General features: G+C 70.9%; 23 protein-coding genes and 1 tRNA gene. 11 read left to right on the forward strand and 13 right to left on the reverse strand.

The window, feature by feature from the left end:
- Positions 1-5: 5 nt before the first annotated feature.
- Entirely contained in the window at positions 6-725 is a 720-nt protein-coding gene (locus tag FHS38_RS20170) for a TetR/AcrR family transcriptional regulator C-terminal domain-containing protein (RefSeq protein ID WP_184735655.1), read from the reverse strand.
- A gap of 179 nt (positions 726-904) precedes the next feature.
- Between FHS38_RS20170 and FHS38_RS20175 the strand changes: the two genes are divergently transcribed.
- The 3 genes from FHS38_RS20175 (at position 905) to FHS38_RS20185 (ending at position 4,070) form a co-directional block, all read left to right on the forward strand.
- Positions 905-2,497, forward strand: coding sequence for a CocE/NonD family hydrolase (locus tag FHS38_RS20175; protein ID WP_184735657.1), 1,593 nt, complete (start codon positions 905-907; stop codon positions 2,495-2,497).
- A 62-nt stretch (positions 2,498-2,559) separates the two neighbouring features.
- Complete coding sequence (locus FHS38_RS20180; RefSeq protein ID WP_184735317.1) at positions 2,560-3,036, forward strand: DUF6314 family protein; 477 nt, start codon at positions 2,560-2,562, stop codon at positions 3,034-3,036.
- A gap of 182 nt (positions 3,037-3,218) precedes the next feature.
- A complete protein-coding gene (locus FHS38_RS20185; protein WP_184735318.1) occupies positions 3,219-4,070 on the forward strand; it encodes an LLM class flavin-dependent oxidoreductase in 852 nt (283 codons plus the stop codon).
- Here the strand turns inward: FHS38_RS20185 and FHS38_RS20190 are convergent.
- Complete coding sequence (locus FHS38_RS20190; RefSeq protein WP_184735319.1) at positions 4,059-5,048, reverse strand: NAD-dependent epimerase/dehydratase family protein; 990 nt, start codon at positions 5,046-5,048, stop codon at positions 4,059-4,061. The genes FHS38_RS20185 and FHS38_RS20190 overlap by 12 nt on opposite strands.
- A gap of 175 nt (positions 5,049-5,223) precedes the next feature.
- On the opposite strand from FHS38_RS20190, the gene FHS38_RS20195 reads away from it, so the two are divergent.
- Positions 5,224-6,132 carry an aminoglycoside phosphotransferase family protein gene (locus FHS38_RS20195; RefSeq protein ID WP_221495180.1) on the forward strand — a complete coding sequence of 303 codons (909 nt, stop codon included), beginning with the start codon at positions 5,224-5,226 and terminating at the stop codon, positions 6,130-6,132.
- A gap of 69 nt (positions 6,133-6,201) precedes the next feature.
- On the opposite strand, the gene FHS38_RS20200 is transcribed toward FHS38_RS20195, so the two are convergent.
- Positions 6,202-7,233, reverse strand: a complete 1,032-nt coding sequence (locus FHS38_RS20200) for a hypothetical protein (RefSeq protein WP_184735321.1) — start codon at positions 7,231-7,233, stop codon at positions 6,202-6,204.
- Positions 7,234-7,328: 95 nt separating this feature from the next.
- On the opposite strand from FHS38_RS20200, the gene FHS38_RS20205 reads away from it, so the two are divergent.
- The gene (locus tag FHS38_RS20205; protein ID WP_184735323.1) at positions 7,329-7,778 is read left to right on the forward strand and encodes a MarR family winged helix-turn-helix transcriptional regulator; all 450 of its coding nucleotides are present in this window, start codon (positions 7,329-7,331) and stop codon (positions 7,776-7,778) included.
- Positions 7,779-7,848: 70 nt separating this feature from the next.
- On the opposite strand, the gene FHS38_RS20210 is transcribed toward FHS38_RS20205, so the two are convergent.
- Positions 7,849-8,058 carry a hypothetical protein gene (locus FHS38_RS20210; protein ID WP_184735325.1) on the reverse strand — a complete coding sequence of 70 codons (210 nt, stop codon included), beginning with the start codon at positions 8,056-8,058 and terminating at the stop codon, positions 7,849-7,851.
- Between the two features lie 270 nt (positions 8,059-8,328).
- On the opposite strand from FHS38_RS20210, the gene proP reads away from it, so the two are divergent.
- A complete protein-coding gene (gene proP, locus FHS38_RS20215) occupies positions 8,329-9,849 on the forward strand; it encodes a glycine betaine/L-proline transporter ProP (protein WP_184735661.1) in 1,521 nt (506 codons plus the stop codon).
- Between the two features lie 64 nt (positions 9,850-9,913).
- On the opposite strand, the gene FHS38_RS20220 is transcribed toward proP, so the two are convergent.
- On the reverse strand, positions 9,914-10,225 hold the full coding sequence (locus FHS38_RS20220; protein WP_184735327.1) for a hypothetical protein: 312 nt from the start codon (positions 10,223-10,225) through the stop codon (positions 9,914-9,916).
- 214 nt (positions 10,226-10,439) lie between these two features.
- Between FHS38_RS20220 and FHS38_RS20225 the strand changes: the two genes are divergently transcribed.
- A complete protein-coding gene (locus FHS38_RS20225; protein ID WP_184735329.1) occupies positions 10,440-12,560 on the forward strand; it encodes a hypothetical protein in 2,121 nt (706 codons plus the stop codon).
- 63 nt (positions 12,561-12,623) lie between these two features.
- On the opposite strand, the gene FHS38_RS20230 is transcribed toward FHS38_RS20225, so the two are convergent.
- Positions 12,624-13,283: an MSMEG_1061 family FMN-dependent PPOX-type flavoprotein gene (locus FHS38_RS20230; RefSeq protein WP_184735331.1), complete on the reverse strand. Its 660-nt coding sequence runs from the start codon at positions 13,281-13,283 to the stop codon at positions 12,624-12,626.
- A gap of 154 nt (positions 13,284-13,437) precedes the next feature.
- Positions 13,438-14,475 (reverse strand): D-alanine--D-alanine ligase family protein, encoded by a 1,038-nt coding sequence (locus tag FHS38_RS20235; RefSeq protein ID WP_184735333.1) that lies wholly within the window; start codon positions 14,473-14,475, stop codon positions 13,438-13,440.
- 136 nt (positions 14,476-14,611) lie between these two features.
- On the opposite strand from FHS38_RS20235, the gene FHS38_RS20240 reads away from it, so the two are divergent.
- Positions 14,612-15,178, forward strand: coding sequence for a hypothetical protein (locus FHS38_RS20240; protein WP_184735335.1), 567 nt, complete (start codon positions 14,612-14,614; stop codon positions 15,176-15,178).
- Between the two features lie 136 nt (positions 15,179-15,314).
- On the opposite strand, the gene FHS38_RS20245 is transcribed toward FHS38_RS20240, so the two are convergent.
- Positions 15,315-15,857 (reverse strand): RICIN domain-containing protein, encoded by a 543-nt coding sequence (locus tag FHS38_RS20245; RefSeq protein ID WP_184735337.1) that lies wholly within the window; start codon positions 15,855-15,857, stop codon positions 15,315-15,317.
- A gap of 351 nt (positions 15,858-16,208) precedes the next feature.
- On the opposite strand from FHS38_RS20245, the gene FHS38_RS20250 reads away from it, so the two are divergent.
- Positions 16,209-17,231 (forward strand): ArsR/SmtB family transcription factor, encoded by a 1,023-nt coding sequence (locus FHS38_RS20250; protein WP_184735339.1) that lies wholly within the window; start codon positions 16,209-16,211, stop codon positions 17,229-17,231.
- A gap of 65 nt (positions 17,232-17,296) precedes the next feature.
- Positions 17,297-17,370, forward strand: a tRNA-Met gene (locus FHS38_RS20255).
- A gap of 101 nt (positions 17,371-17,471) precedes the next feature.
- Here the strand turns inward: FHS38_RS20255 and FHS38_RS20260 are convergent.
- Positions 17,472-19,856 (reverse strand): collagenase, encoded by a 2,385-nt coding sequence (locus FHS38_RS20260; protein WP_184735341.1) that lies wholly within the window; start codon positions 19,854-19,856, stop codon positions 17,472-17,474.
- A gap of 276 nt (positions 19,857-20,132) precedes the next feature.
- Between FHS38_RS20260 and FHS38_RS20265 the strand changes: the two genes are divergently transcribed.
- Positions 20,133-21,335: a M6 family metalloprotease domain-containing protein gene (locus FHS38_RS20265; RefSeq protein ID WP_184735343.1), complete on the forward strand. Its 1,203-nt coding sequence runs from the start codon at positions 20,133-20,135 to the stop codon at positions 21,333-21,335.
- A gap of 60 nt (positions 21,336-21,395) precedes the next feature.
- Here FHS38_RS20265 and FHS38_RS20270 read toward each other — a convergent pair whose 3' ends face one another.
- From FHS38_RS20270 to FHS38_RS20285, 4 genes are read right to left on the reverse strand one after another with little or no spacing between them, the layout of a single operon-like run.
- The gene (locus FHS38_RS20270) at positions 21,396-22,376 is read right to left on the reverse strand and encodes an ABC transporter ATP-binding protein (RefSeq protein ID WP_184735345.1); all 981 of its coding nucleotides are present in this window, start codon (positions 22,374-22,376) and stop codon (positions 21,396-21,398) included.
- A complete protein-coding gene (locus tag FHS38_RS20275) occupies positions 22,373-23,395 on the reverse strand; it encodes an ABC transporter ATP-binding protein (RefSeq protein WP_184735347.1) in 1,023 nt (340 codons plus the stop codon). Before FHS38_RS20275 ends, FHS38_RS20270 begins: the two co-directional genes overlap by 4 nt.
- Complete coding sequence (locus FHS38_RS20280) at positions 23,395-24,381, reverse strand: ABC transporter permease (RefSeq protein WP_184735349.1); 987 nt, start codon at positions 24,379-24,381, stop codon at positions 23,395-23,397. The genes FHS38_RS20275 and FHS38_RS20280 overlap by 1 nt, the downstream gene beginning before the upstream one ends.
- Positions 24,378-25,313, reverse strand: a complete 936-nt coding sequence (locus FHS38_RS20285; protein ID WP_184735351.1) for an ABC transporter permease — start codon at positions 25,311-25,313, stop codon at positions 24,378-24,380. Before FHS38_RS20285 ends, FHS38_RS20280 begins: the two co-directional genes overlap by 4 nt.
- Between the last annotated feature and the right edge of the window lie 14 nt (positions 25,314-25,327).

The raw sequence follows: 25,327 nt of genomic DNA on the forward strand, positions 1-25,327 counted from the left end.
CCACATCATCCGGAGGCGTCAAGGCCGTCGATCAGGCGGTCGAGGAACCGGGTGAAGGTGGCATCGGGGGTCAGGGAGCGCCCGGGTGCGGAGAGGACTTCGGCGAGCTCCGGGTGGTGGCCGTCGGCGGCGACGGTGGCGAGGTAGCGGGCTTCGGCGGCGGCCCGGTCGGGCTGGTCCGCGGCCGCGGACTGAGCGATCTCGTGGCCGACGTGTCCGGTGACGAAGCCGGTGAGCTGGCTGAAGATCTCCAGCTTCGTGGTGCCGTCCAGTCGGGTGGGCCGCAGGGCGGCGAGTGCGCGCTCCAGGAACGCCAGCGTATTGGGGCCGAGTGTGCGGCGGGTGGACAGCGCGGCGGGGAGCCAGGGATGCCGGAGCATGAGGGCGCGCTGGAGGTGACCGATGGCCTTCAGGTCGGTGCGCCAGTCACCGGTGAGGGGATCCGTCACCGGGAGTTCGCCACTGACGTGGTCGACCATCAGCTCCAGCAGCGTCTCCTTGTCGGGGGCGTAGCTGTAGAGCGACATGACGCCGGCCCCGACCTCGGAGGCGACGCGGCGCATGGTGACCGCCTCCAGCCCCTCGGCATCCGCCAGGGCGACGGCCGCTGCCGTGATCGCCTCACGGCTGAACGTGGGCTTTCGCCCCCTGCCGGGCCGGCCGGTGCTCAGCCAGAGCTGCTGGGGATCGACGCCTGTGGCGCCGGTCCCGTCACGACGGGTCATCTTCTTCTCGTTCCTCTCCTGGTCGCCGCGGGTTGCGGAGGACATCCAAGCATCCGCTATTCTCGTACAACGTACGGGAATGACGGAGGGGAATCCACATGCCCACACACGCGCACGACGTCGTGTCGAAGCCCGCCTGGACCGCACCGACGGGGAAGCCGCCGTTGAGCTCGCGGATGATGAGGGCGACATGGCGCGGTCTGCCGGCGAAACAGCACGACGTCGGGTGGGAGCCCGGGCTCGTGGTACCGGCCGCCGACGGCAGTCCCTTGGTCACGGACCACTACTTCCCCCGCACCGAGGGCGACTTCCCCACCCTTGTCGTGCGCTCCCCTTACGGCAGGGGCCTGCCGTGGTCACCCCTGTACGGGGTTCTCTTCGCCGAACAGGGCTTCCACGTGATCCTGCAGAGCTGCCGCGGCACCGGCGGCTCGGGCGGTGAGTTCAGCCTGTGGCGCGACCAGGCCGCCGACGGCCGGGCCACGGTGTCCTGGCTGCGTGAGCAGCCTTGGTTCAACGGAACCCTGGGCACCATCGGCGCCAGCTACCTGGGCTACGCGCAGTGGGCCCTCGCCCAGGACCCGCCACCGGAGCTCAAGGCGATGGTGGTACAGGTCGGTATGCACGACCCCCATGCCTATTTCCACGCGGGTGGTGCGCTCAACCTGGAGAACGTCCTTGTCTCCGGCGCCGGTATGATGTTCCAGCACCAGGGGCTGGCACCCATGCTGAAGGCGACCCTGCGCCTGCAACGCCGCCTGCGCGAGATCACCACCGCGCAGCCGCTGCGCGGTGCCTACGCGTCCGCCCTCGGTGAAGTGCCCTGGCTGGACGACGCGATGACCCAAACCGACGCCGACGATCCGTACTGGCGCGGCACATCCATGGGAGAGGCGGCCGAGCGGCTGGCCGTGCCCACCGCTTTGATCACCGGGTGGCACGACGTGCTGCTCGACCAGACCCTCGAGCAGTACGGCCGACTGCGTCGGGCCGGCTGTGGGACGGCCCTGCTCGTCGGCCCCTGGACCCACACCTCCGCGCTCCAGCAGGGCTGGCCCGAGGTGTTCGCCGAGAGCCTGGCATGGCTGCGCGCGCACTTGTGCGACGACCCTTCCGGCCTGCGCCCCACCGACGTGCGGGTGCACGTCGGCGGCGAAGGGGCGTGGCGGGACCTCGCCGACTGGCCGCCGTCCACGGGCACGGCTTCCTGGTTCCCCGCCCCGGACGGGTATCTCACCCAGCAGCCCCCGACGGACTCCACACCTCTGGCGACCTTCCGCTACGACCCGGCCGACCCCACCCCTTCCGTGGGCGGTCCCCTGCTCTCCCGCGGCGCCGGGGCCCGCGACAACAGGACCCTGGAGGCACGAAAGGACGTCCTGACGTTCACCGGCCCACCGCTGACCGAGCCGTTGGACGTCCTCGGCCCGGTCTCCGCGCGGCTGCGGATCTCGACGGACACCGGATACACCGACGTCTTCGCCCGCCTTTGCGACGTCGACGCACAAGGCCGTTCCACCAACGTCTGCGACGGGCTGACCCGGCTGCGGACCACCGGACAGGCGCCCTCGGAGGTCACCGTGGCGATGAGCTCCACCGCATACCGCTTCGCCGCCGGTCACCGCATTCGGCTGCAGATCAGCGGGGGCGCCCATCCGCGCTTCGCCCGTAATCCCGGCACCGGGGAGCCGTCGGCCGAGGCCACCAGCTTCCTGCCGGTACACATCACACTGCATACGGACTCGGCGTTGAATCTTCCCCAGGATGCCTAGGGGTCTCGGCCCGTACCAAGGGCCGCTCACCGGGACGCGCAGCGCTGGGCGATAATGCGGCCATGAGTTCCACCGCCCACGACCCGCTCCCCTCCGGGACGCCGGCCCCGCATCCCGTGCCGGATGCGGTGGTCTATCTGGGCGGGCGGTGGGCGGTCGACCGCACTCTCCTCGATCTGGCCACCGGTACCGAGGGAGCGTTCCACGGCACGGCCGAATTCCGGGCGTCCGGCGACCCCGCGCACGTCCTGCACGTCGAGGACGGCGAACTGACCTGGAACGGCACCGTCAACAGGGCGGGCCGGACGCTCCGGCTGTACCCAGGACCGGACGGCACCGCCGAGGTGACCTTCGCCGACGGCCGGGCCTTTCACGCCCTGGACCTGCGCACGGGCCGCTGGAACGTCCGTCACCCCTGCGCCAGTGACCTCTACGACGGGACGTTCACCATCGTCTCCCGGGACGAATGGCATCTGCGCTGGCGCACCACCGGGCCGGCCAAGGACCAGCTCCACCGCTCGGTGTACCGACGGCGGTAGTCCACGGGAGGCGGCCAAGAAAGGCGTTGCTCCAGCGCGGCCGGCTGCGTTACGGTCACCGCACTCTAAGAATCACGCTCTCTGGATCCACGCCGCAGAACGGGAGCAAGCCCGCGCACAGCCGCGCGGAGCCACGGAGGGGCGGCAACCTGTTTCGGCATGCCCTCCGGAGGATTCATCCCATGAAGATCGGTCTCGGCCTTCCCATCGACGACCCCGCCCTGCTGCTGAGCTGGGCCCGACGGGCCGACACGGGCCCGTTCAGCACGCTCGGCCTGCTCGACCGGCTCGTCTTCGACAATCCCGAACCCCTCATCACCCTCGCGGCCCTCGCCGGCGCCACGTCGCGCATCCGCCTCCAGACCGAGGTGCTGATCGCCCCCGTCCACAACACCGCGATGCTCGCCAAGCAGACAGCGACCCTCGATCGCCTGTCGGGCGGCCGTTTCACCCTCGGCATCGGCGTCGGCGGCCGCGAGGACGACTGCCTGGCCGCAGGCATCGACATGCACCGCCGGGGCCGCCGCCTCGACGAGCAGATGCCCCTGCTGCGTCGGACGTGGTCCGGCGAGCCGTACGGTGAAGGTATCGGGTCCATCGGGCCCGTGCCCGCGACGTCCGGCGGCCCGGAGGTGCTGTTCGGTGGCTTCGCCCCGGCGGCGATCGAGCGGGTCGGCCGGTTCGGCGACGGCTTCCTGGGCGCCGCGCTGCCACCGCAGTTCATGGCCGGACTGTTCCGCGACGTCGAGGCGGTCTGGGAGAAGTACGACCGTCCTGGCCGGCCCCGCCTGGTCGCCCAAGTGAACGTCGCCCTCGGCCCGGCGAGCACCGTGGAGCAGGCCCGGCACAACATCCGCGACTACTACGACTTCAGCGGTCGCGCCGACCACGTCGCGAACGGCCTTCTCACCACGCCTAAGGGGATCCGCGAGGCGGTCCGTGCCTTCCAGGACATCGGTGCCGACGAAGTCATGCTGTACTGCTGGTCCTCGGACATCGACCAGGTCGGCCTTCTCGCCGACCTAGCCGAATAGCGCGTCGAGAAGTTCTCGCTCGCGCCGGCTGCTGAGGCCCGCACGCCTTGTTCGGTCCAGGCCCTGCTCGCGTTCCCAGAGCAGGGTGTCGGCCAGCAGTTCCGCCCGGGGGCGATTCCGCAGCCCCGTGGCGCGCGCCGCGGAGCCGTTGCGGGCCGACCACCCTTCCCAGCCGGGCGCGAGCACCCACATCGGCAGCGACTCGGGGCCCATGTACTCGGCCACGCCGTTCGCGAGCAGCCATGCCCCGTCGACGGTGGCCACCGGCCCGGTATGCCCGCCGATGGTGCGGGACAGCGCGATCCAGTCCTCGAAGGGGACGACCGGACCGACCGCGTCGTACGTGCCGGTGGTCCCCGCCTCCGCGGCGTCGAGCAGCCAGGCGGCGAGGTCCCTCACGTCGACCACCTGTGTCGGCATGGTCGGTGAATCCGGCACCAGCATCCGCCCCTGCGGATCCCGTGCGGCACGAGCCACCCAGTAGCCTGAGCGGCCGCTGTGATCGCCGGGGCCGCCGATGAGGCCGGCGCGCGCGATGACGAGCCGGTCGCCGACGGCGTCCGTCGACGCCTGCTCGCAGGCGACCTTCGCCTCGCCGTACAGCTCGCGGCCGACCTCGCTTCGATCGGTCGGGGCGAGGAGCACCGCGGACTCGTCCGCGCCCGGTACGGCGTGGGAGGCGTAGGCACTGACCGAAGAGATGTAGGACCAGTGCCTTGCCTTGTCACCCAGCGCGTCAAGGGCCTCACGAACGAAGCCGGGCTGCCACGACACCTCGAAGACCGCATCCCATACGCGGTCGAGCAGCGGCTCGTAGGCGGAGGGATCGCGCCGGTCAGCGGTCACCAGCACCGCTCCGTCCGCCACTTCTCCGCTTTCGCCGCGCGCGAGGCACGTCACCCGGTGACCACGCTCGACTGCCTGACGCGACAGCTCCCGGCCCACCCATGCGGTGCCACCCAGAACAAGGATTTCCATCCCCGTACTCAAGCACCGCACACACCGAGCACCAACGTGGTTCGCCGAGAGCGGATCCCGGCCCCCGGAGCTGTACGGGTGCCTCAACGGGCCTGGTAGCGAGGTGAGTACACGGTCTGCTCGGTCCGGAAAAGTGTTTGACGCCCGCCGACAAACGGCGGTCGGATGGCGGCCCATGAGCGCACGACAGATGCATCCCGACCTGCACCCCATCGACGACGACCTCGTACGGCGGCTGATCGCCGGGCAGTTCCCGCAGTGGGCGGGGCTGGCGGTGGAACGGTTTCCGTCCGGCGGCACGGTCAACGGCATGTACCGGCTGGGCGACGGCATGGCCGTACGGCTGCCGCTGGTGAAGGGCGGGGCCAAGGACCTGTCGACGGAGCGGGATTGGCTGCCCCGCCTCGCGCCCTTCATGCCCACGGCCATTCCCGAGGCGCTCGGGGCCGGGGAGCCCGCCGAGGGGTATCCGTGGCCGTGGTCGGTGTACCGGTGGCTGCCGGGGGAGAACCCCGAGGCGGGGGCGCTGAGCGAGCCCGTGCCGCTGGCCGAGGATCTGGCCGGGTTCGTGGCGGCGATGCGGAGCATCACCCTGCCGGGGGCGCCGGAAGCCCACCGCGGCGGGCCGGTCGCCTCGCTCGACGCGTCGACCCGGGCGGCGATCGAGGAACTGCGCGGCATCCCGCAGGAGGGCGTCGACTGCGACGCCGTGGCCGCCGTGTGGGAGGACGCGCTGCGGGCCCCGCGCTGGGACCGGCCGCCGGTGTGGCTGCACGCCGATCTGATGCCGGGCAATCTGCTGGTGGACGGCGGCAGGCTGACCGCGGTGATCGACTTCGGGTGCATGGGCGTGGGCGATCCGGCCTGCGATCTGTTCCCGGCCTGGAATCTGCTGCCCGCCGGTGCACGGGAGGTCTTCCGCGAGGCGCTCGGCGTGGACGACGCGACCTGGAGCCGCGGCCGGGGGCGGACGCTCTCGCAGGCACTGATCGCGCTGCCGTACTACCGCAGGACGAACCCGGTGATGGCGCGCAACGCCCGGCACGTGATCCGGGCGGTGCTGGCAGAAGCCGAGGCCTCCTGACACCGCAGCCGCGGTGACGGGGGCAGTGGCTGCCGGCACCGCGGCCGCGGTGCCGGTCGGGCGGCGGGGTCAGACGCCGACGGCTTCTTCCATCTCTTCCTCGGTGTCGGCGGAGGCCGTGGTCGCGGTCCCGGTCCGCCGCCGGGTTTCGGCTGTCCACGCGAGGGCGGTCACGGCCAGACCGACGATCAGCCACAGGGCCAGTGTCCCTACGTGCCGGCCCAAGCCGGCGTCGTTGAAGTAGGCGAGGCCGCGGGTGCCTTCGACGAAGGCGGCACCGTTCCAGAAGCCGTGCAGGGAGGCGAAGAAGCCGTTTTGCAGCTCGGGCCGGAAAATGCCCCCGGAGCTGGTGAAGTTCAGCATCACGAACAGCACCATCATCGCCAGTGTCGTCCATCGCTTGAGGAAGGTGTGCAGCCCGGTGCCGATCAGCAGCACGCCGGCGGAGTAGAGCCATGCCATTCCCCACAGTCCGCCCAGCCCGTGGTCGACGAGGTGGAAGACGGGCCCGGCCAGGACCACGCCGATCACGCTGACCGCCACGGAGGTCGCCACGGCCAGCAGCGCCCGTATCCGCACGGGCAGGACCGCACCGGCTCCGCCGATCACCGCGACGGAGGCGTAGGAGCCGATGCTGACGGCGACCAGCAGGAAGAAGATGCCCTGCCCGGTCGGGTCGTCCTGGGCGGGCGGTGCGATGTCGGTGACCTTCAGCGGGGTGCCTTGACGGGCGGCCACGGGCGTGAAGACCTTCTGCACGACGGTGGCTGTGGTGTCCGATCCGGCCGAGGCGACCAGGAGCTCGGGGCTCTTCGCGTCGGGGACGAACGCGCCGAAGATGTCCTGGTGGCGCAGCTGCTCCTCCGCTTGCGCCCGGTCGTTGACGGTGCGGACGGCGAGGGCGTCGCCCGCCTTGTCGGCGATAGTCCGCGCCAGGTCCCGGGCGCCGGGGCCGGACCCCACCACGGCGACCGGCAGGTCGTGCGGCGCGGGATCGGCGAATGCGCCGAGGTAGGCCAAGCCCATGCCGATACACATGAGCAGCGGGGTGAGCAGGTGGGTGAGGACATGGCGCAGCGCGCCGCCCGTCGCGGATTTCATGGCGTTTCCTCGACTCCCCCGAAGGGGATGGTTGGCATCTACAACTACTTAATCTAGTTGTACTCTACAGCTAGATAGGGAAGAGAGGCCATCCCGTGTCCGACCGCGACGATTCCGTCGAGACCATCCAGCGCGAGCTGACGGCTTTCGCCCGGCGCTCCCGGGCCGCTGCCGCCCGCATGCATCCCGAGCTGTCCCTGGTCTCCTTCGCGCTTCTCGCCCACCTGGAGGACCAGCGCGGATGCCGGGCCACCGACCTCGCGGACCGGTTCCTGCTCAACAAGTCCACCGTCAGCCGACAGGTCGCCGATCTCGAACGCCTCGGCCTCGTGGAACGCCGCCCCGACCCGCACGACCAGCGGGCCCGGATCCTGCACCTGACCGCCCGCGGTGCCGCCGCCCTGACGCAGGTCAGCGGCCATCGCCGCGCAGCCTTCCGGGAGCGCCTCGCCGACTGGGACGAGGCCGACCTCGCCCGCTTCGCCGCCTACCTGCTGCGCTACAACACGTCCTGGCCGTCGGCCGACGGAAGCTCCCGCGTTTGACGACAACGCCGAGCGGCGCCCGCGGCGGGCCGCGTCGCTCCGCTCCCGGCCGGCAGGCCCGTCCCGCGCGTCACGACCAGACGCCGGGGCCCCCGCCCTGCCAGTCGATCAGCGCCGGATCATCGAGTCGCGCGTCCTCCATCGACACGCCGGTCCGGCGCAGGAACTCATAGAGGTCGATCACCCCGTACGCCATGCCCAGAACCTCTCGGCCGACCGTCACCTGCCGGCCACCCGACGGAGACGGCGGGTGGACGACGATCCGGGCATGTTCTGGCATGGTTCCAGCCTCCGTCCGCAGTGGCCCGGACGCATCCCAAGAGCGCTTGCACGGGTCCGGCGCGACGGGCGGGTCATGGGCCCGTCGGGGTCCGAACAAGGTTCAATGCATAAACCGCAAGAGACGGCCCATGAGTACATGAACGTCCCAGGAGCCCCAACACCTGGGCTCCCGACCCACCGGCAGGTGACCGTGAGCGCCGATCGCAAGAAGACCCCGAAACCCGGGCGCACCGCCCCCTCCCGCGGTGGGGCGGTGGCCACCGACCGCATGCTCCGCACACTGCTGCGGCGCCGCAAGAAGTCGCTGAACATCGAGGACGTCACGGTCACCGACCGTCCCGAGGTCCGCCGCGCGGTACTGGCCGCCGCCCTGGGCAACATGATGGAGTGGTTCGACTTCGGGGTGTACGCCTATATGGCGGTCACCCTGGGCAAGGTCTTCTTCCCTTCCAGCTCGTCCGGCGCGCAGGTCATCTCCACCTTCGCCACCTTCGCGGCCGCCTTCCTCGTCCGGCCCCTCGGTGGTCTCGTCTTCGGTCCGCTGGGTGACCGCATCGGACGCCAGCGGGTGCTCGCCGCCACGATGATCATGATGGCGGTGAGCACCTTCGCCGTCGGGTTCCTGCCGGGCTACGCGACGGCCGGGTTCGTCGCGCCCGTGCTGCTGCTCGTCTGCCGTCTGGTGCAGGGCTTCTCCACGGGCGGTGAGTACGCCGGAGCCACCACGTACATCGCCGAGTACGCGCCCGACACCCGCCGTGGATTCCTGGGCAGCTGGCTCGACTTCGGGACGTTCGTCGGCTACGCGCTCGGGTCGGGGCTGGTGACGGCACTCACCGCGGTTCTCGGTACCGACGGCATGACCGACTGGGGATGGCGCCTGCCCTTCCTGGTCGCCGGGCCCCTCGGGCTGATCGGTCTGTACATGCGGATGCGGCTCGAGGAGACGCCCGCTTTCCGCGCGGAGACCGAAGCGGCCCAGGCACGGACGCCGGGCACCACCGGCTCCCAGGACGACGAGGTCGAGCAGGCACGCCAGTCCGGCCGCGGGCGGCTGAAGGAGATCTTCACCGGGCACTGGCACGCGGTGCTGATCTGCATGGGGCTGGTGGTCGTCTACAACGTCACCAGCTACATGGTCACCTCGTACCTGCCGACGTACATGACCGAAACGCTCGGCAAGGACGCCACGACCGCCCAGTTGCTGATCCTCGGCACCATGGTCCTGGTGGCCCTGACCATCACCGTCGTGGGCCACTCCTCCGACCTCTGGGGGCGGAGGCCGATGTTCATGGCGGGCAGTGCCGCCCTGATCGCGCTCGCCGTCCCCTCGATGCTCCTGATCCGCGCCGACGGGGCGCTGCTCCCGGCGTTCGGCTGCTTGGTCCTCGGGCTGCTGCTGGTGTGTTTCGCGGGCACCGCCGCCGCGACGCTGCCGGCGCTCTTCCCGACCCGGCTGCGCTACGGGGCGCTGTCCGTCTCGTACAACATCTCGGTGTCGCTCTTCGGCGGCACCACTCCCCTGGCGGTGTCCGCTCTCCTCGAAACGACCGACGACGCCATGATCCCCGCGTATTACCTGATGGCCGCGGGTGCGATCGGGCTCGTCTCGGCGTTCTTCCTCCACGAGACGGCGGGCAAGCCGCTGCGCGGCTCCGGGCCGATGGTGGAGACGCCGGAACAGGCCCGGCTCCTGGTCGCCGACAGCCGGACCGAGGCCGGCCGTCGCGCCAGGGACATCTGGATGCGCCTGCGGCACCCGGGTCACAGCCATGACGAGGAGCGCTGAGCGTGGGCGGCGTTCTGCCACACCCGCGTTGGGGGGGGCAAAGCCCGCACCGGACGGCTCCTGGTCAGGCCTGCCGCTCGAAAGTGACCACGCATCCGTCCGGGGCGGTGATGGTGAACCGGCCGTCGACGACCTCGACCCGGTAGCTGACGAGTTCGTCGCTGGAGGTACTCATCACCAGCGTCGACCCGTCCGGCATCCGGGCCGTGCCCACGTCCCACACCGGCAGCCCCTGGTCAGGGCTGCGCGTCCCGAGGTACCGGGACCCCGGACCGATGGTGAGCTCGGCCGGGTACCTCCGAGCACACTCGGAGTCGGAGACACGCCGCCAGCGGCCCGAGACGAGCTGCGGTTCGGAAGCTCCCAAATCCGTCATGATGAGGTCGATCATAGGCGGCCTTGTTCACGCGAGGCTCCCCGAAGGCCTCTCTGACCGCCACTGTCCATGTTGCCGCGGCCCCGCTCGGGGCGCAGGCTGAGTTGGGAAACGTCGCTGTCGTGTCCAGCCCGCGCACCTGGGGCTGAGGGGGTCGGGGATCGGTGAGGACAGGGACTGTGTCCACCCCGCGTATCGACCCCAGGAGGACTTCATGTGTGACTGCGCACCGCAGACTTCCGACGTCGACGAGCACGTGCTGCCCAACAGCGCGGACGTGGTTCCACCCGGGGTCCCGGTCGCCGTCCCGATGGCGGTCGAGGACGGTTCGCCGGGAGCACAGGGCACATCCGGCACGAACGCCGACGCGCCCGGCCCGCAGCCGCTGAGGCCGTGCCGCCCGGACTTTCGCGACGGCTGCTACCAGATCACGATCCGCCCGACCCTGGGCTCCTTCCAGAGCACCGTCGGTACGCTGCGTGTCGACCGCGAGGCACCGTCCGCCGGCGCGGACGGAGTGATCATCAGCGGCGACCTGTACCGCGAGCCGACACCCGTGGCACAGCCGGTCGCAGACACCCCGGCGATCCCCGGCGCCGCCGGCGAGTCCGTCGCCGCCGCGGCCAGTCGAGCGGACGGGCCTTCCCCCTTCCTGCGACGGCGTATCCCGATCTTCCCGCGGGACCAGTACCGTTCCTACCTCAAGGGCACGCGCCTGGTGGTACCGGGCTCCACCGCGCCCGGACAACCGTGTCAGGTCACCCTCGACGTGGACGAGTTCGGCTACACGCAGCCGTCGGCGGGTTCGTTCCAGGGGTCGTTCCCGACCACGCCCAGCCGGTCGCTGAGATTCGTCCTCAAGCAGGTGCCGGGCACCGTGCCCACTCCGTTTTCCTCCGGGCCGAGGTTCGAAGGCCGCGTTCTGGAGGGCGGCATCGACCGCGGTTCCGTGACCCTGAGCTGGGTGTCGAGCTTCCTGCGCCGCGCCGTGCTCGAGATCGACACGCTCAAGGGAGCCGTCGCGCCCGCACCGGTCCCCAACGCCGCAGGCACCGGGACGGAGTTCTTCGACACCGTCTACGCGACGGCCCGCTGGCAGCTGACCATCGACCGCGTCGAAGGGCAGACCGAGGTCCCGGTGCCCACGGGCGTCGACCCAGGCGCCTGCTGGTCGCCTGCCGACCTGCACGCACTCATGTCGAGCGTGCGCAAGCCCGGGACCGACCTGGACGCCGAGTGGCGCACGCACCTCGTGGTCGTCCCGGCGACCATGGGCTGCTCCCGCGGAGTGATGTACGACCAGATCGGGGTCCCGCGCGAGGGATCCGCCAGCTTCAGCGACGACGGCTACCCGAGCAGCAACTCCCCTAACTTCGGAACCGCGGCCAATCAGCAACAGCGCAACGTGCCGCGCGCCTACCTCCGGTCGGCGACCCACGAGGTGACCCACGCCTTCAACCAGATCCACCAGGAGACCGAAACCGCCCCCGACAACTCGATCATGACCACCACGCCGAGCGTGGCCGACGTCCTGGGCGGACCCACGACCGGTGCGCCCGGGGTGTTCCCGGACCAGATCAACCTCGGCTTCAACACCACCGTGCGCAACCACCTGGCCCACATGCCCGACCCGGTGGTGCGCCCCGGCGGCTGGCCGTTCGGCGGCTGGTTCCCCGCCGGTGCCCCACAGGCATCCGACCGCAACCTCTTCTACCCGAGCGAGCTGGAGTTCGAGGTCAGCGCCGAGACCGAGCGCGCGCCCCTGGGCGCACCCGTCACGGTCTCGTGGAAGCTGACCAACACCTCCGGAGCCGACCTGGTGGTTCCCGACGACCTCCGCATGGAGGCGCTGTACACGACCATGTCGAGCCGCGACGAGAGCGGCGAGGAGAGGCCGGTCCGCCCCTTCGTCATCACCTGTGAAGGAGCGAAGCTGGCCCCGCTGGAGCCGGGCGGCTCCCTGGAAGCCGACTACCGCGTGTTCTGGAGCTCCGACGGGTTCCCGCTCGAACGACCGGGCCGGCACACGGTGACGGTGACGGTCGCGTGGTCGGCCGGCGGCGTGCCCGTCGGGGTGACCGGAAGCTGCGAGATCTGGGTGGACCGTCCCACGTCCGACGCCGAGAACCGGGACGCCGCCCTGGCCATGCACCCGGACGTCGGCAAGTGGGTCGTGCTCGGAGGCGGGGCCTACCACCTGGAGGAGGCTGTCGCCCGGCTGCGCACGCTGGACGGCGGCGGCAGCCGGAGCACGGACGCGGATGCGGGCGAGCGGTCCCGGGTCGCGGACACGTTCAGCGAGCTCGAACTGATGCCGGACGGCCGGACGGCATGACCGGGCCGGGTACGCGCGGCACGGGCGTACCCGGCGACTCGCGGTCCCGGGGGCCCGGGTTGCCTATTCGTACCGGTACTTGAGGGTCTCCTCCTCTGCTCGCCGCACATCCTCGATGGTGATGCCGGGCATCCGCAGCTGGGCGAGCGTCACTTCCGCGGAAGTCGGCTGCGCATCGGGGGCGAGCCACTCGTCGGGCTTCCAGGCCGAGCCGCGCAGCAGGGCCTTGGGGCAGTGCGGGTACACCTCGTCGACCTCCACCACCAGCGCGCTGACCGGCCGCTTGCCCACCGCGGTGAGCCGGTCGAGAAGTCCGGGCCGTGCGGAGACACAGGCCCGACCGTTCACACGGAGCGTGCTGGTGCGGCCGGGGATGACGAAGAGCAGGCCGACCTGGCCGTTCTCCAGCACGTTCAGCATGCTGTCGAGGCGCTTGTTGCCGGTGGCGTCGGGGATGACGAGGGTCCGCTCGTCGAGCACGGTCACAAAGCCGGCCGGACCGCCGCGCGGGGTCGAGTCGCAGCGGCCGTCCGCATCGGCGGTCGCGACGAAGACGAGGGAAGAGAGTCCCACCAACTCCCGTGCCTTGTCGGTGAGATGTCCCGTCTCCTTGCGGACCGCGGCGGTGCCCGGCAGCTCGTACAGCGAACGCAGCCCCGCGACGTCCCGTACGGAATCCTTGCGCAGCTCGTCGAACAAGCTGGTGGTGACGGCGTCAGTCATGCATCGCACCCTAGAACAATGTCTTCGGGGCCTCCCGCGAGGGGGCCGTGGCCTCGGCCGGCGGAAGGTTGCCGTGCGGGGCGGGGCCGGACACCGGCCGCGGTCCGGCCCCGCAGCCGGCGCCAGGCTCACCGACGCTGCGGGGCGTCCCCGCTCAGCGCGTCGCGAGGTCCACGATGCGCTGGATCAGGTCGGGGTAGGTCCAGTCGGCCCCTGCCGCTGCGAGCGGCAGGAGGCTCGCCGCCGTCAGGCCCGGGAGCGTGTTCACTTCCAGGCACATCGGCTCGCCGTCGGCGTCGCAGCGGAAGTCGGTGCGCGAGTACGCATCACCGCCGAACCCCAGAGCACCGTGCGCGCGCAGCGCCAACTCCTGCAGTCGGGACGCGAAGTCGGCCGGGACGCGCGCCGGACACACTTCACTGACCGCCCCCGGCTGGTACTTGGCCGTGTAGTCGAACATCGGCGTCGTCAGCTCGATCTCGATCACGGGGAGCACCTGGTCGCCGACCACGGCCACGGTGAATTCCCGCCCCGGAAGGAACGGCTCCACCAGCAGCTCGACATCACCGGAGTGCACCTCGGCCGCAACCTGTGCCAGCTGCGACGGCGAGTCGACCCGGTAGACCGACACGCTCGAACCGTCCGCAACCGGCTTGGCCACCACCGGCCCGGCCGCCACCAGTCGCTTCACGTCCTGCGGCACCTCACTCACCCCAGGCCGCCACAGCACCCGCTCGGCCACCGGCAGACCTGCCGCACCCAGCACCGCCTGCGCCCGCCCCTTGTGCCACGCCGCCGCGCAGACCGCGCTGTCCGCACCCGTGAACCGCACACCGGCCATCTCCAGCAGCGCCTGCACGTGCCCGTCCTCGCCCCAGCCGCCGTGCAACGCCAGGAACACCAACTCCGCGCCGCGGAGGAGCTCCAGGACCGGACCGCCGGTCAGGGCGGCGTGCATGCGCCCCCGCAACTGATGCCGGTCCGCCAGGGACGGCGGCTCCTTCCCGACCGCGACCCCGTCGACCACATCACCGGGGTGCAGCGGCCCGGCCAGGACGGGTACCGCGGCGGCCGGGTCGACCAGCACCACCTCGTGCCCCCTCTCGAGCAGAGCCCGGGCAACCGACCAGCCCGAGGCCAGGGAAACGTCCCGCTCCGAGCTCTCTCCACCGCACAAGATCACAATTCGCATACCGGGATTCTGCCGCACTCCCCCTGCACGATCTCGACGCCGGTCGCGAGCATCCTGGTGATGATCCGATCTGCCGGCGTTCCGTGTGGGCCGGGCTGGGATCGTCCGGCGCGGGTGCGGGCCGTACCGTGGCGGGGTGACTGACACCGTCGAGGCCGTCGAGGCCGCTCTGCGCCAGCGGGAATGGGTCCCGACCGAGGACGAACAGGCACTGGGCGGGGAATTCCTCTTCCGCCGTGGTGAACTGCAGAAGGACCCGCGCCCGGTGATGCCCGTGCGACCGGAACCGTGGGGCCCCTGGACGACGCAGTACCTGGCATGGCTCACCGATCTCGTGACCATGGCGGACGTACTCGTCGACCAGTGGCGGACCCGGCCGGCCGCCGGGAGCCCCATGGTGACCCTCATACGGGCCTACGTCGCCCCGGCGCGACCCTTCGGCCCGCTCGCCCACCATATGGAGCAGGCATGGGTGACCGACCCGCCGGCCCTGCCCACGCCGGACGAGGTCACGCACCACGCCGAGCAGCACGGATGCTCCCGGGAGGAGGCCGAGCGGAACCTGAGCGACCGCGCGGTCAAGGCATGGGAGGACGGCTGCCTGCCGGTCGCCGCGCGCAGACAGATCGACGACGTCACACGCAGCATGATCGGCACCGGCTCCGTGCTCGCCACAGCCGTCATCGGCGACGCGGGCCACTGAAGGGGCCCGGTGGCCGCGGCGGCGTGAGCAGGGCGTGCCCCGAGACCGGGTCGGCCAAGGCGCTCACATCCGCTGCCGGTACCGCGCCAGGCGCGGAGGAGGCCGCACGCGGGCGCGTGCGGCCTCAGGGGCGCGGTTACGCCGCGTACCGGGACCAGATCTGGCCGGCGCTGCCGAGGCAGACCACCTGGCGCACCTCGCGGCGGCTGCCGGACGGCATACCACCGTCGTCCAGGCACAGACCTGAGGCGACGTTCTTGATGGAGACGGCGTTGTTGCCGAGGTCGACGATCTCCCAGCGCTGGCTGAGGGTGTTGTTGCAGGTCCGCTGGATGATCCCGGCCCCGGGCTGACCGTTCAGCGTGTCGACGCACTTGCCGGAGTGGTTGGGTCTGATCACGGTGGTCGGGTCACCCACGAAGAACTGCGTCGCGAACTTCTGCTGTTCGCCGCTCTTGCAGTTGAACTGCTGGACGACGGCGCCGTCGTCGCGGGAGGCGGCGCGGACGTCCAGGCACTTGCCGGTGGCGCCATTGGTGTACTTGTGCACCCCCACGGGCTGGGCCGGACCGTCCGGAGCGCCGGCCGCCTGCGCGGACGTGACGGCACCCACGAGGCTCGCCGAGGCGGCGAAGGCAACAACGGCCGCGTGTAAGCGGAAGGAAGACATGCGGGACATGACGACTCCTTGACGTTGGATAGCTCTATGTCACGTGAAACACGCACAATTCATGACGTAGCAGCCGGACGACCGCGGCCCGGAGACGGGCCGGGCCCGGAGACGCGGTGCCGGCCCGCTCAGTGTCACCGCGGGTCACAGCGATATTCAAAGCCTTTCGATGTGCCTTGAATCCGGACAGCGCGTCTCCTCGCACGGTGCCTTCCGGCCAGATCTCCCGGGGCCGGCCGCCCGCCGTCGAACGGTCCGGCTACCTTCGTCCGCAAGTGCCGCTGTCATCTGCCGTCCCGCCCGTTCGGACCGGCAGGACGCGGCCTTGCTCGTCGCACCGCGAAGTCGACCCCTGGAGAGGTGACCTTGCTGCGTATCCACTTCGCTCCCGACGACTTGGCACGCGTGCGCATAGCGCCCTCGCCCGACCCGCTCGCGGAAACGATCCTGAGCCTGCCGGTCCTCCAGACCGACCGGCTGGGCGGCGCCGCTCTGGCCGGATGGCGCGAGCGCACCCGCAGGAGCCTGCGGCCCGGGATGCGCCCACTGCTGGACCTCGCGCCGGCCGGCGCGGGAGAGTACGTCCCCGAAGCGTTCACCCATGCGACCACCGCCACGCTCGCCGGCAGCCTCGACCACACCTGGTCCCTGCCCCGCCGCCAGTGGGCGGCGGACTTCCATGCCACTGAGCGGTTACGGCCGCGCGTACCGCGCTGGATCCATGAACTCCACCGGGGAGAGCGGAAGTGGAGCAATCTCCTCCACCGAACCCTCCACGACTACCACGCCGTGGCCGTCGCCCCCTACTGGGCCCAGCTCCTGGCCGCAGCGCACACCGACCGCACTCAACGGGCGCTGACCGCGGCCGATGCCGGTGTCGGCGCGCTCCTCGCGACGCTGCATCCCGAGATCCGCTGGGCCTCGCCCGTCCTGTCCGTCCCGTGCGACACCACCGCGGATGTGTGGCTGGAAGGCCGCGGTCTCCTGCTCGTCCCGACGTTCTTCTGGCCCAAGCCCCTCGCACTGCTCGACAACGCGGAGCCCGAGCGGCCTCTCGTCCTGCGCTACCCCCTCGCCCGCGACCTCGCCACCTACCGGTCCGTCTGGGCGGCAGCCGCTCCGGCGGGACCGGACGGCGCCCTCGCCTCGCTGGTGGGCACCACCCGGGCACGGGTGCTCCAGGCGGTGGCGACCCCGGCGAGCACCACCGAGCTGGCCCGGCGCACCCACACGTCCCCCGCCACGGCCAGCCACCACACCACCGTCCTTCGCACCGCGGGCCTGCTCACCACGGAACGGGACGGGACCGGTGTCCGTCATGCGCTGACGCCGATGGGACGGGCGCTGTTGCACGGAACGGGCATGTCTCCGCCGGCATCGTGAGCGTGGCGTCGTGAGAGCCGTTGGCGCGGCCGGCCCGGCTGATGCCGTACTGTTGACCCTACCGACGCGGGGTGGAGCAGCTCGGTAGCTCGCTGGGCTCATAACCCAGAGGTCGCAGGTTCAAATCCTGTCCCCGCTACTGACACGTGAAGGGCCCGGCATTCCGTCGGGCCCTTCACTGTGTTCATGCCCGCCGCGACGTGTTTTCCGTCGGGCCACGCGCCCGGATCACGGCGGCCGTCAGCCGCGGAGGGGGCCTTCGCAGGTGAAGTCGGCCGAGCCCGCGGGACGGTCGGTCCAGATGTCGACCTTGCCGAAGGAGCAGTTCATGTCGGCGAAGTTGTTGGTGCCCTTCTTCGTCCGCTCGAGTATGAAGTAGTCGACCGTATCGGACATGTCCTTGAAGACCAGGTCGGCGTTGCCCGGGCCGCTCAGGTTGGCGGTGATCCGGCCCGTGCAGGTGAAGCGGGGGCGCTGCGGGTCGCCGTTGCTGCGGCAGTCGGGCGTGTTGCCGGTCGTGGCGGTGAAGGACGCGCGAACCGTGGCCGGGTGACCGGCGTCCAGCCCACCGACGGGCGTGAACGTGGTGTTCGGCACGTACAGGTCCTTCACCTTGGCGATCTGCTTGTCCAGGAACGTGTCGTACGCGCGCTGAAGGTTCGAGTCCCTGCCGAGACGGTTGCGCCAGGCGTCGAAGCCGGCCGGGTCGTCGGCCCGTGTGTATCCGTACATCTCCTTGAGCAGTGACGGGCGTTCGGCCCAGAGGAACTCGAAGAACGTTCCGGCGTAGGAGTAGAAGCGGAAGCCGTCCCTGTCGTACTCCGCGTGCAGCAGCTGGTCGACGCTCATGCGCGGCTTGCCGCCGGCCGTGTCGTTGATGATGCTCTGCACCAGCGACTTGCGGACCTTGATGCCGCCGTCGCGGGTGGCGCCGTCGAAGAACTCCGCCGTGCCCTCGTCCATCGCGGTGGTGCGGTCGCCCTGGTACCACGGCCCCTCGCCGAAGAGGCCGGGCACCGCCCAGCGGCCGTTGAGGTAGTGCGTGTACTCGTGGCGGAACAGCTCCTCCAGCGTGAGGGTCGAGTCCTGCGGGACCCGGCGCTCGTAGGTGTAGAAGGTGGCGCCGTTCTCGATGTAGATGCCGCCGTTGTTGGTGCCCATGCCCGTCAGCAGCGGGTGGTAGATCTCGTAGTCGGAGCGCGAGGCGTACAGCACGATGTTCAGGCTGGTGTTGGTGTCGCCCGCCAACGGCCGCTCGGTGCCCAGGACCCGATGGAACTGCGCTTTGACCTGCTTGCTCGCGTAGTAGAGGCGGTCGACGGTGGACCGTGGCAGGGCCGTGCGGACCTTGATGCCGCCGTTGTCGTACGTGTAGGTGGAGGGGAAGATGCGGCGCTCGATGTCGGCCTTGCACACCCCGTACTGCTTGCATGCGCCGAACTCGTTGAGCCAGGTGACGACCTTGGCCCAGGGTTCGCTGCCCTCTCCGAAGTTGCCGGCCGTGGTGGTCAGCAGCCCGCCGAGGTCGGAGGCGATCTCGCCCTTGAGCGCGTCGATCTGGCCCATCCGCCCGTACTCCCCGACGGCGTCGCGCGCCACCCAGGCGTTGGACGTGCCCTTGAGGTGGGTGTAGCCCGCGAAGGCCTTGAAGGCAGCGCGATAGGAGCGGTCGGCGGTGACGGCGGCGTGGAAGGCGCTGTCGTGGTTGCCCGGGTAGACGCCCAGGTAGTTGAGGGAGAGGGCGGCGAGCGCGGCGCCGGCCCAGGAGGCGTCCTTGGCGGTGTCGGGGTGGGCCGCGTCCATGGTGGCCAGGACGCGCTTCATCAACGGGAGCTGGTGCTGACGCAGACCGGGTGAGCTCGCCGCGTAGAGGGCCTCGCGCAGGGACTCGGCGTTGGTGCGGGTGACGTCGAAGGTGCGGGCGGCCGAGCCGAAGGAGTGCACCGCGCGGCGCATGGCCTCCACGGTCGGTGCGTCGGTGATGTCGATCTCGCTGCGCGAGAAGTCGTGGTAGGCGACCGCGTGGAGGTAGGTGAACATCTCCAGCAGGTGACTGCCGTTCTTCCCGTCGTGCGCGGAGGCCAGGCCCTCGATCCGGCGGGAGACGGCCTGCACGTGTGCCCTCGACATGACCGGGACCAGCCGCTGGTCCCAGGTCCACAGAATGTCGCGCAGGCAGCCGTCGGCGGTGACGGCCCGGTCGGCGAGGAAGTCGGCGAACTGCTCGGGACCGAGCCTGGTGACGCCGTCGAGCGTGCAGGGAACGGCGGTGTTCCCGACGGTGATGGTGGGAGCGGGGGACTTGGACTTCCCCTTCCCCTGGTCGGCCTTGCCGTTGCCGGTCTTCGGTCTGTCGGCGCGCAGGCCCGGCACGCGCCCGTCGGTGAGGCCGCCCGGCGCGGACGGGGACTGGATGGCGGGCCGCGGGGCCTTGGCCAGTCGGGTGACCTCGTCGAAGGGGTTGGGCGTGAGGGCGTCCGGGCGCGCGGTCGTCGCGGGAACCGCCGTGGACGAGGACGCGGGCGAAGGAGAGTCCGCGTAGCCGGGCTGGACGGCGGTGGCGCAGAGCGTTGCCGCTATCGCGGCGGTGAGCAGGGATCTGCGCAGGGTTCTGGACTGGTACACCGATGACTCCTGTGTGGGAGGTGTGAAGTGAGCCGCACGCGAAGAAGGACGACGGCGTGCGTGCTGATGGCGGCGCAACGGTGCTTCAGCCGCCTTCCGACAAGCGGTACGTGGGGGACTGCTGCGGCGCCATGTGATGTGTAACGTAGTAATGTGAAATGTTACTGACAAGCCCTCAGCGACCCTGAGTTCGGTAAAACGCCAAGCGGATGACTGGATTCCGAATTCCCGTCAGTCCGTCAACTGTGCCGCCAACGACGGGAGTTTCACGCAGCCATGAGAAGAGTGCATCCTTCGAGGCCGGTGCTGCCGACCCTGCTGTCGACGGTGCTCACCGTCGCACTGTTGCTCTGTACGCCGCCCGCCTGGGCGGGAACCGGCGCGGGGGTACGCGACAGGGCGCTCGCGTGCGCCCTGCCCGGCACCACCGGCTGGACCGACGTCGGCCACGACACCGACTACTCCGTCTTCAAACGCCCCACCGGGGTCATCAAGGTCGCCATGATCTTCGTGGACTTCCCCGACGCGCCCGCCACCGAGTCCCCGGCCGCCGACAGTGCCCGCATCACCCCCGGCGCGGACTGGGTGAGGAAGGCCTCCTACGGCAAGACGTGGCTGTCCATCACCCAGCACCGGCAATGGGTGCGCATGCCGCACCGCTCCACGGACTACGGCTTCGCCCGCGGACTCAGCCACGAGACGCACGAGGCGTACCTCAAGGACGCCGTGACCGCGGCCGATCCGTACGTGGACTTCTCCCGCTACGACATGGTCCATGTGGTCCCCACCCGCAACGCGTCGGCCATCTCCTTCACCCCGACCTACATCTACGAGCCGGGCACAGCGGGCGTGGTCGCCGACGGCAGGCGCGTCACCTGGGCGGTGACCTTCGGTCAGGACATGTGGCACTGGGACCACCGGCTGGTGGGCCACGAGACCGCGCACGCCTTCGGCCTGCCCGACCTCTACGCCTTCGACGCGGGCGGCGACACCCACCGCTTCACCGGAGGCTGGGACGTGATGGGTCTGATCGGCGGAGCCGGCTCGCAGTACCTGGCCTGGCAGTCGTGGAAGCTCGGCTGGACGCACGACAGCCAGGTCGTCTGCCGGGCGTCGAGGGGCAGTGACACCGTCCGCATGACCGCCGTGGAGTACGGCGGCGGCACCAAGATGGCCGTGATCCGCACCGGCCCGACGACCGCCTACGTCGTCGAGTCACGACGAGCGGTGCGGGCGGACGCGCGGGCCTGCTCGACCGGCGCCCTGGTCTACGCGGTGGACTCGTCCGTGCCGACCGGCAAGGGGCCGGTCCGGGTGATGGACGCCGAGCCCGACACCACCCCCGCGAGCGGCTGCCGGCCGCTGGACGACGCCCCCTACCGGGCGGGCCGGTCGTTCACCGACCCCGCCGCCGGCGTCCGCATCGACGTACTGCGGTCCGGGGGCTACGGCGAGACCGTCCGCGTCACCAAGTCATGACCCCATGAGCGCCTCCTCACGCCCTGGGTCCCCTGGACCCAGGGCGTGAGGAGCGCCCGGTCAGGGCTCCTCGGGGAAGTGGCAGGCCACCTGCCGCGCCTCCCCCGGTACCGCGATCCTCAAGCGCGGGGCCTCGCTCCGGCAGATCTCCCGCGCCTTGGGGCAGCGCGGATGAAAGGTGCAGCCGGGCGGGGGCGCGGCCGGGCTCGGCGGGTCGCCGAGCAGGGTGATCCGCTCCCGCTGCCGTTCCGCGGCCGGGTCCGGGAGCGGGACGGCGGAGAGCAGGGCCCGTGTGTACGGATGGGCCGGGGCCGTGTACACCCGCTCCTTGTCGCCGACTTCGACGATCCGCCCCAGGTACATCACGGCCACCCGGTCGCACACCCGCTTCACCACCGACAGGTCGTGGGCGATGAAGAGATAGGCGAGGCCGAGCTCCCGCTGCAGCCGTTCCATCAGGTTGACGATCTGGGCCTGTACGGAGACGTCGAGGGCCGAGACCGGCTCGTCGGCGACGATCAGGCGGGGGCCGGTGGCGAGGGAGCGGGCGATGCCGATGCGCTGCGCCTGCCCGCCGGAGAACTCGTGCGGGTAGCGGTCGATGTGCTCGGGGATGAGGCCCACGAGTGCCATCAGCTCCGCCGCCCGCTTGCGCGCCTCCGCCGCCGAATGCCCCTGCACCAGCAGCGGGTCGGCGATGATCCGGGCTACGGTCTGGCGCGGGTTGAGGGAGGAGTGCGGGTCCTGGAAGACCATCTGCAGGTCCCGGCGGAGCGGTTTGAGTTCGCGCTGCCGGAGATGGCTGATGTCGCGGCCGTCGTAGGTGATCGATCCGGCGGTCGGTTCCAGGAGCCGTACGATCATGCGGCCGGTGGTGGACTTCCCGCAGCCGGACTCGCCGACCAGCCCCAGGGTCTCGCCCGCCGCCACCTCGAAGGAGATGCCGTCGACGGCCCGTACGGGAGCCGCACGGCCCCGCTTGCCCGGGAAGGTCATGGTCACATCCCGGACGGAGAGCAGGGGTTCGGCCGTCGCGGTCATCGGGTGCCTCCGCACGTGTGGGCAGCGGTGTGCAGGGACAGGTGGCAGGCGACCAGATGGCCGTGGGACGGGGTGAGCTCGGGCCTGGTCCCCGTGCAGCGGGCGCGGTCGGCCGGCGTCGCGGCCGCCGCGCGCGGACAGCGCGGCGCGAAGGCACACCCGGGGGCAGGGGTGAGCAGGGAGGGCGGGCTGCCCGGGATGGCCCGCAGCGGCTGGTCGTCGCCGTCGTCGAGGCGGGGCAGGGAGTCGAGCAGGCCCCGGGTGTAAGGGTGGGCCGGTTCGGCGAACAGGGAGTCCACCGGGGCCTGTTCGGCCACTCGGCCGCCGTACATCACCAGCACGTCCTGGGCGACGCGGGCGACGACGCCCAGGTCGTGCGTGATCATGACGACGGCGAGTCCGCGCTCCTCCTGCAGCCGGGCGATCAGCTCCAGGATCTGCGCTTGGACGGTGACGTCGAGGGCGGTGGTCGGCTCGTCGGCGATGAGCAGCTCGGGTTCGCAGGCGAGCGCCATGGCGATCATGACGCGCTGTCGCATGCCGCCGGAGAACTGGTGCGGGTACTCCCCCGCCCGGCGTGCGGGCTCCGGGATGCCGACTTCGCCGAGCATCTCGACGGCCCGTCTGCGGGCGGCCGCGCGGCGGGAGCCGAAGTGGACGCGGTGGTGTTCGGCGATCTGCTCGCCGACGGTGTAGTAGGGGTGAAGGCTGGAGAGCGGGTCCTGGAAGATCATCGCCATCCGGCGGCCGCGCAGCCGGCGCAGTTCACGTTCGGGGAGGCCCACGAGTTCCCGGCCGTCGAGGGTGATGGAGCCGGTGACCTCGGCGTCGGTGTGCAGGCCCATGACCGCCATGGAGGTGACGGACTTGCCGGACCCGGATTCGCCGACGATGCCCAGGGTCCGGCCGCGGTGCACCGTCAGGGCGAGGGAGTCCACGACGCGTGCGGGGCCGTGCTTCGTGGGGAAGGTGACGTTGAGGTCCTTCACGTGGAGCAGGGGCGGCTGTGGGGCGGCCATCAGTACCTCACTCGCGGGTCGACGACGGCGTAGAGCAGGTCGACGGCCAGGTTGGCGACGACGATGAAGGCGGCGGCCAGCAGGGTGACGCCGAGGATGACCGGCTGGTCGCCGGTGGACAGTGCGCCGTAGAAGAGCCGCCCGATGCCGGGGAGTCCGAAGATGGACTCGGTGATGACCGCACCGGCGAGCAGTCCGCCGAGGTCCATACCGAAGAGGGTGAGGATCGGGGTCATGCCCGCCCGCAGCCCGTGTTTGACGACGACGGTGCGGCGCGGCAGGCCCTTGGCGCGGGCGGTGCGGATGTAGGGCTCCGCCATGGTCTCGATCATCGAATTGCGGCTCTGGCGCGCGTACATCGCGGCGTACAGCACGGCCAGCGCCAGCCAGGGCAGGAGCAGGTTCGACGCCCAGTCCAGGGGGTCGTGGCCGAACGGGACGTACTGCGGGTAGGGCAGCAGTCCGGCCACCCGGATGAGGCCGTAGATGAGCATCATCGAGGTGAAGTAGACGGGCAGGGAGGCGGCGGCGACGGCGCCGACCATCAGGGCGCGGTCGGTGAGGGTGTCCTTGTGCAGCGCCGCGGTGACCCCTGCCGTGAGTCCGAGCAGCAGCCAGAGCACGGCCGCACCCAGGGCGAGGGACGCCGAGACCGGCAGGCGGTCCATGAGCAGGTCCCAGACGGCCTGGGAGTTCTCGTAGGAGTAGCCGAGGCAGGGGAAGTCGCAGTGCAGGGCGTACTGACCGCTGCCCACGGTCCGGCCGGTGAAGATGCCGGTGACGAAGTCCGCGAACTGCCGCCACAGTGGCTGGTCGAGGCCCATGTGGGCGCGGATCGCGGTCAGTCGTTCCGTGCTGCACGACTTGCCGCAGGCGGCGGCCGCGGGGTCGGAGGGCAGCACGTAGAAGATGGTGAAGGTGACGGCGGCGATGGCGATGAGCACCCCGATGACGCCGAGGAGCCGGCGGCCGATGTAGAGGATCATGCGCGGCCGCTCCTGGGGTCGAGGACGTCGCGCAGCGCGTCGCCGAGCAGGGTGAAGGCGAGCACCGTCAGGAACAGGCAGGTGCTCGGGATGACGAAGTACATGGGGTCGGTGTCGTAGAAGGCGACGCTCTCGGCGATCATCTGCCCCCACGAGGGGGTGGGCGGTCGGACGCCGACGCCCAGGTAGCTCAACGCCGCCTCGGTGGCGATCATGCCGGGGATGATGAGGGTGGTGTACGCGATGACGGGCCCGAGGACGCCGGGGAGGATGTCGCGGGTGAGGATGCGCCAGGGCCCCGAGCCGCTGACGCGGGCGGCGTCGACGTACTCGCGGTGTTTGAGCGAGAGGGTCTGGCCGCGGACGACGCGGGCGATGCCGGGCCAGCCGAACAGCCCGATGACGGCGGTCATCAGCACGATCCGGTTGACGTCCTTCGCCACCGACATCATCGCGATCATGAAGATGAGGGAGGGGAAGGACATGGTGAGGTCCATCAGGCGGGAGAGGACGGTGTCGGTGCGGCCGCCGAAGTAGCCGGCCGCGATACCGGCCGCCGTTCCGGCGACGACGACGATCGCGGTGGCGGTCAGGGCGATGAGGAGCGATACCTGGGCTCCGTGGACGACCCGGGCGAAGAGGTCGCGGCCGGTGACGGGTTCCACGCCGAGCCAGTGGTCGGCGGAGATGCCGCCGAGCGGGCCGAGGGGCTGGCCGCCGAGGTAGGGGTCGACGGCGCTCTTGTCGAACTCCTCGGGTGTCCAGCCGGCGAGTGAGCTCAGCAGCGGGGCTCCCGCGGCCATGAGCAGGAAGAGCGCGACGACGAGGAGCGAGATCCGCACGGAGGCGCGCCGGCCCAGTTCGGTGCGGGCGAGCCGCCAGGGGCCGCTGCCCGAGGGGACGCCGGCCGCCGGGGGTGTGATGGTGGTCATGGGGGTACCGGTCC

It is taken from the genome of Streptomyces netropsis (genome assembly GCF_014203545.1).
Classification (GTDB): Bacteria; Actinomycetota; Actinomycetes; order Streptomycetales; family Streptomycetaceae; genus Streptomyces; species Streptomyces netropsis.

Coding starts and splice junctions, on each gene's coding strand:
- FHS38_RS20220 (WP_184735327.1), bottom strand. CDS start 10,225: ATGACGGATTTGGGAGCTTCCGAACCGCAGCTCGTCTCGGGCCGCTGG.
- FHS38_RS20230 (WP_184735331.1), bottom strand. CDS start 13,283: ATGACTGACGCCGTCACCACCAGCTTGTTCGACGAGCTGCGCAAGGAT.
- FHS38_RS20235 (WP_184735333.1), bottom strand. CDS start 14,475: ATGCGAATTGTGATCTTGTGCGGTGGAGAGAGCTCGGAGCGGGACGTT.
- FHS38_RS20200 (WP_184735321.1), bottom strand. CDS start 7,233: ATGAAATCCGCGACGGGCGGCGCGCTGCGCCATGTCCTCACCCACCTG.
- FHS38_RS20190 (WP_184735319.1), bottom strand. CDS start 5,048: ATGGAAATCCTTGTTCTGGGTGGCACCGCATGGGTGGGCCGGGAGCTG.
- FHS38_RS20210 (WP_184735325.1), bottom strand. CDS start 8,058: ATGCCAGAACATGCCCGGATCGTCGTCCACCCGCCGTCTCCGTCGGGT.
- FHS38_RS20185 (WP_184735318.1), top strand. CDS start 3,219: ATGAAGATCGGTCTCGGCCTTCCCATCGACGACCCCGCCCTGCTGCTG.
- FHS38_RS20225 (WP_184735329.1), top strand. CDS start 10,440: ATGTGTGACTGCGCACCGCAGACTTCCGACGTCGACGAGCACGTGCTG.
- FHS38_RS20270 (WP_184735345.1), bottom strand. CDS start 22,376: ATGACCGCGACGGCCGAACCCCTGCTCTCCGTCCGGGATGTGACCATG.
- FHS38_RS20285 (WP_184735351.1), bottom strand. CDS start 25,313: ATGACCACCATCACACCCCCGGCGGCCGGCGTCCCCTCGGGCAGCGGC.
- FHS38_RS20245 (WP_184735337.1), bottom strand. CDS start 15,857: ATGTCCCGCATGTCTTCCTTCCGCTTACACGCGGCCGTTGTTGCCTTC.
- FHS38_RS20275 (WP_184735347.1), bottom strand. CDS start 23,395: ATGGCCGCCCCACAGCCGCCCCTGCTCCACGTGAAGGACCTCAACGTC.
- proP (WP_184735661.1), top strand. CDS start 8,329: ATGCTCCGCACACTGCTGCGGCGCCGCAAGAAGTCGCTGAACATCGAG.
- FHS38_RS20170 (WP_184735655.1), bottom strand. CDS start 725: ATGACCCGTCGTGACGGGACCGGCGCCACAGGCGTCGATCCCCAGCAG.
- FHS38_RS20195 (WP_221495180.1), top strand. CDS start 5,224: ATGAGCGCACGACAGATGCATCCCGACCTGCACCCCATCGACGACGAC.
- FHS38_RS20265 (WP_184735343.1), top strand. CDS start 20,133: ATGAGAAGAGTGCATCCTTCGAGGCCGGTGCTGCCGACCCTGCTGTCG.
- FHS38_RS20280 (WP_184735349.1), bottom strand. CDS start 24,381: ATGATCCTCTACATCGGCCGCCGGCTCCTCGGCGTCATCGGGGTGCTC.
- FHS38_RS20180 (WP_184735317.1), top strand. CDS start 2,560: ATGAGTTCCACCGCCCACGACCCGCTCCCCTCCGGGACGCCGGCCCCG.
- FHS38_RS20175 (WP_184735657.1), top strand. CDS start 905: ATGAGGGCGACATGGCGCGGTCTGCCGGCGAAACAGCACGACGTCGGG.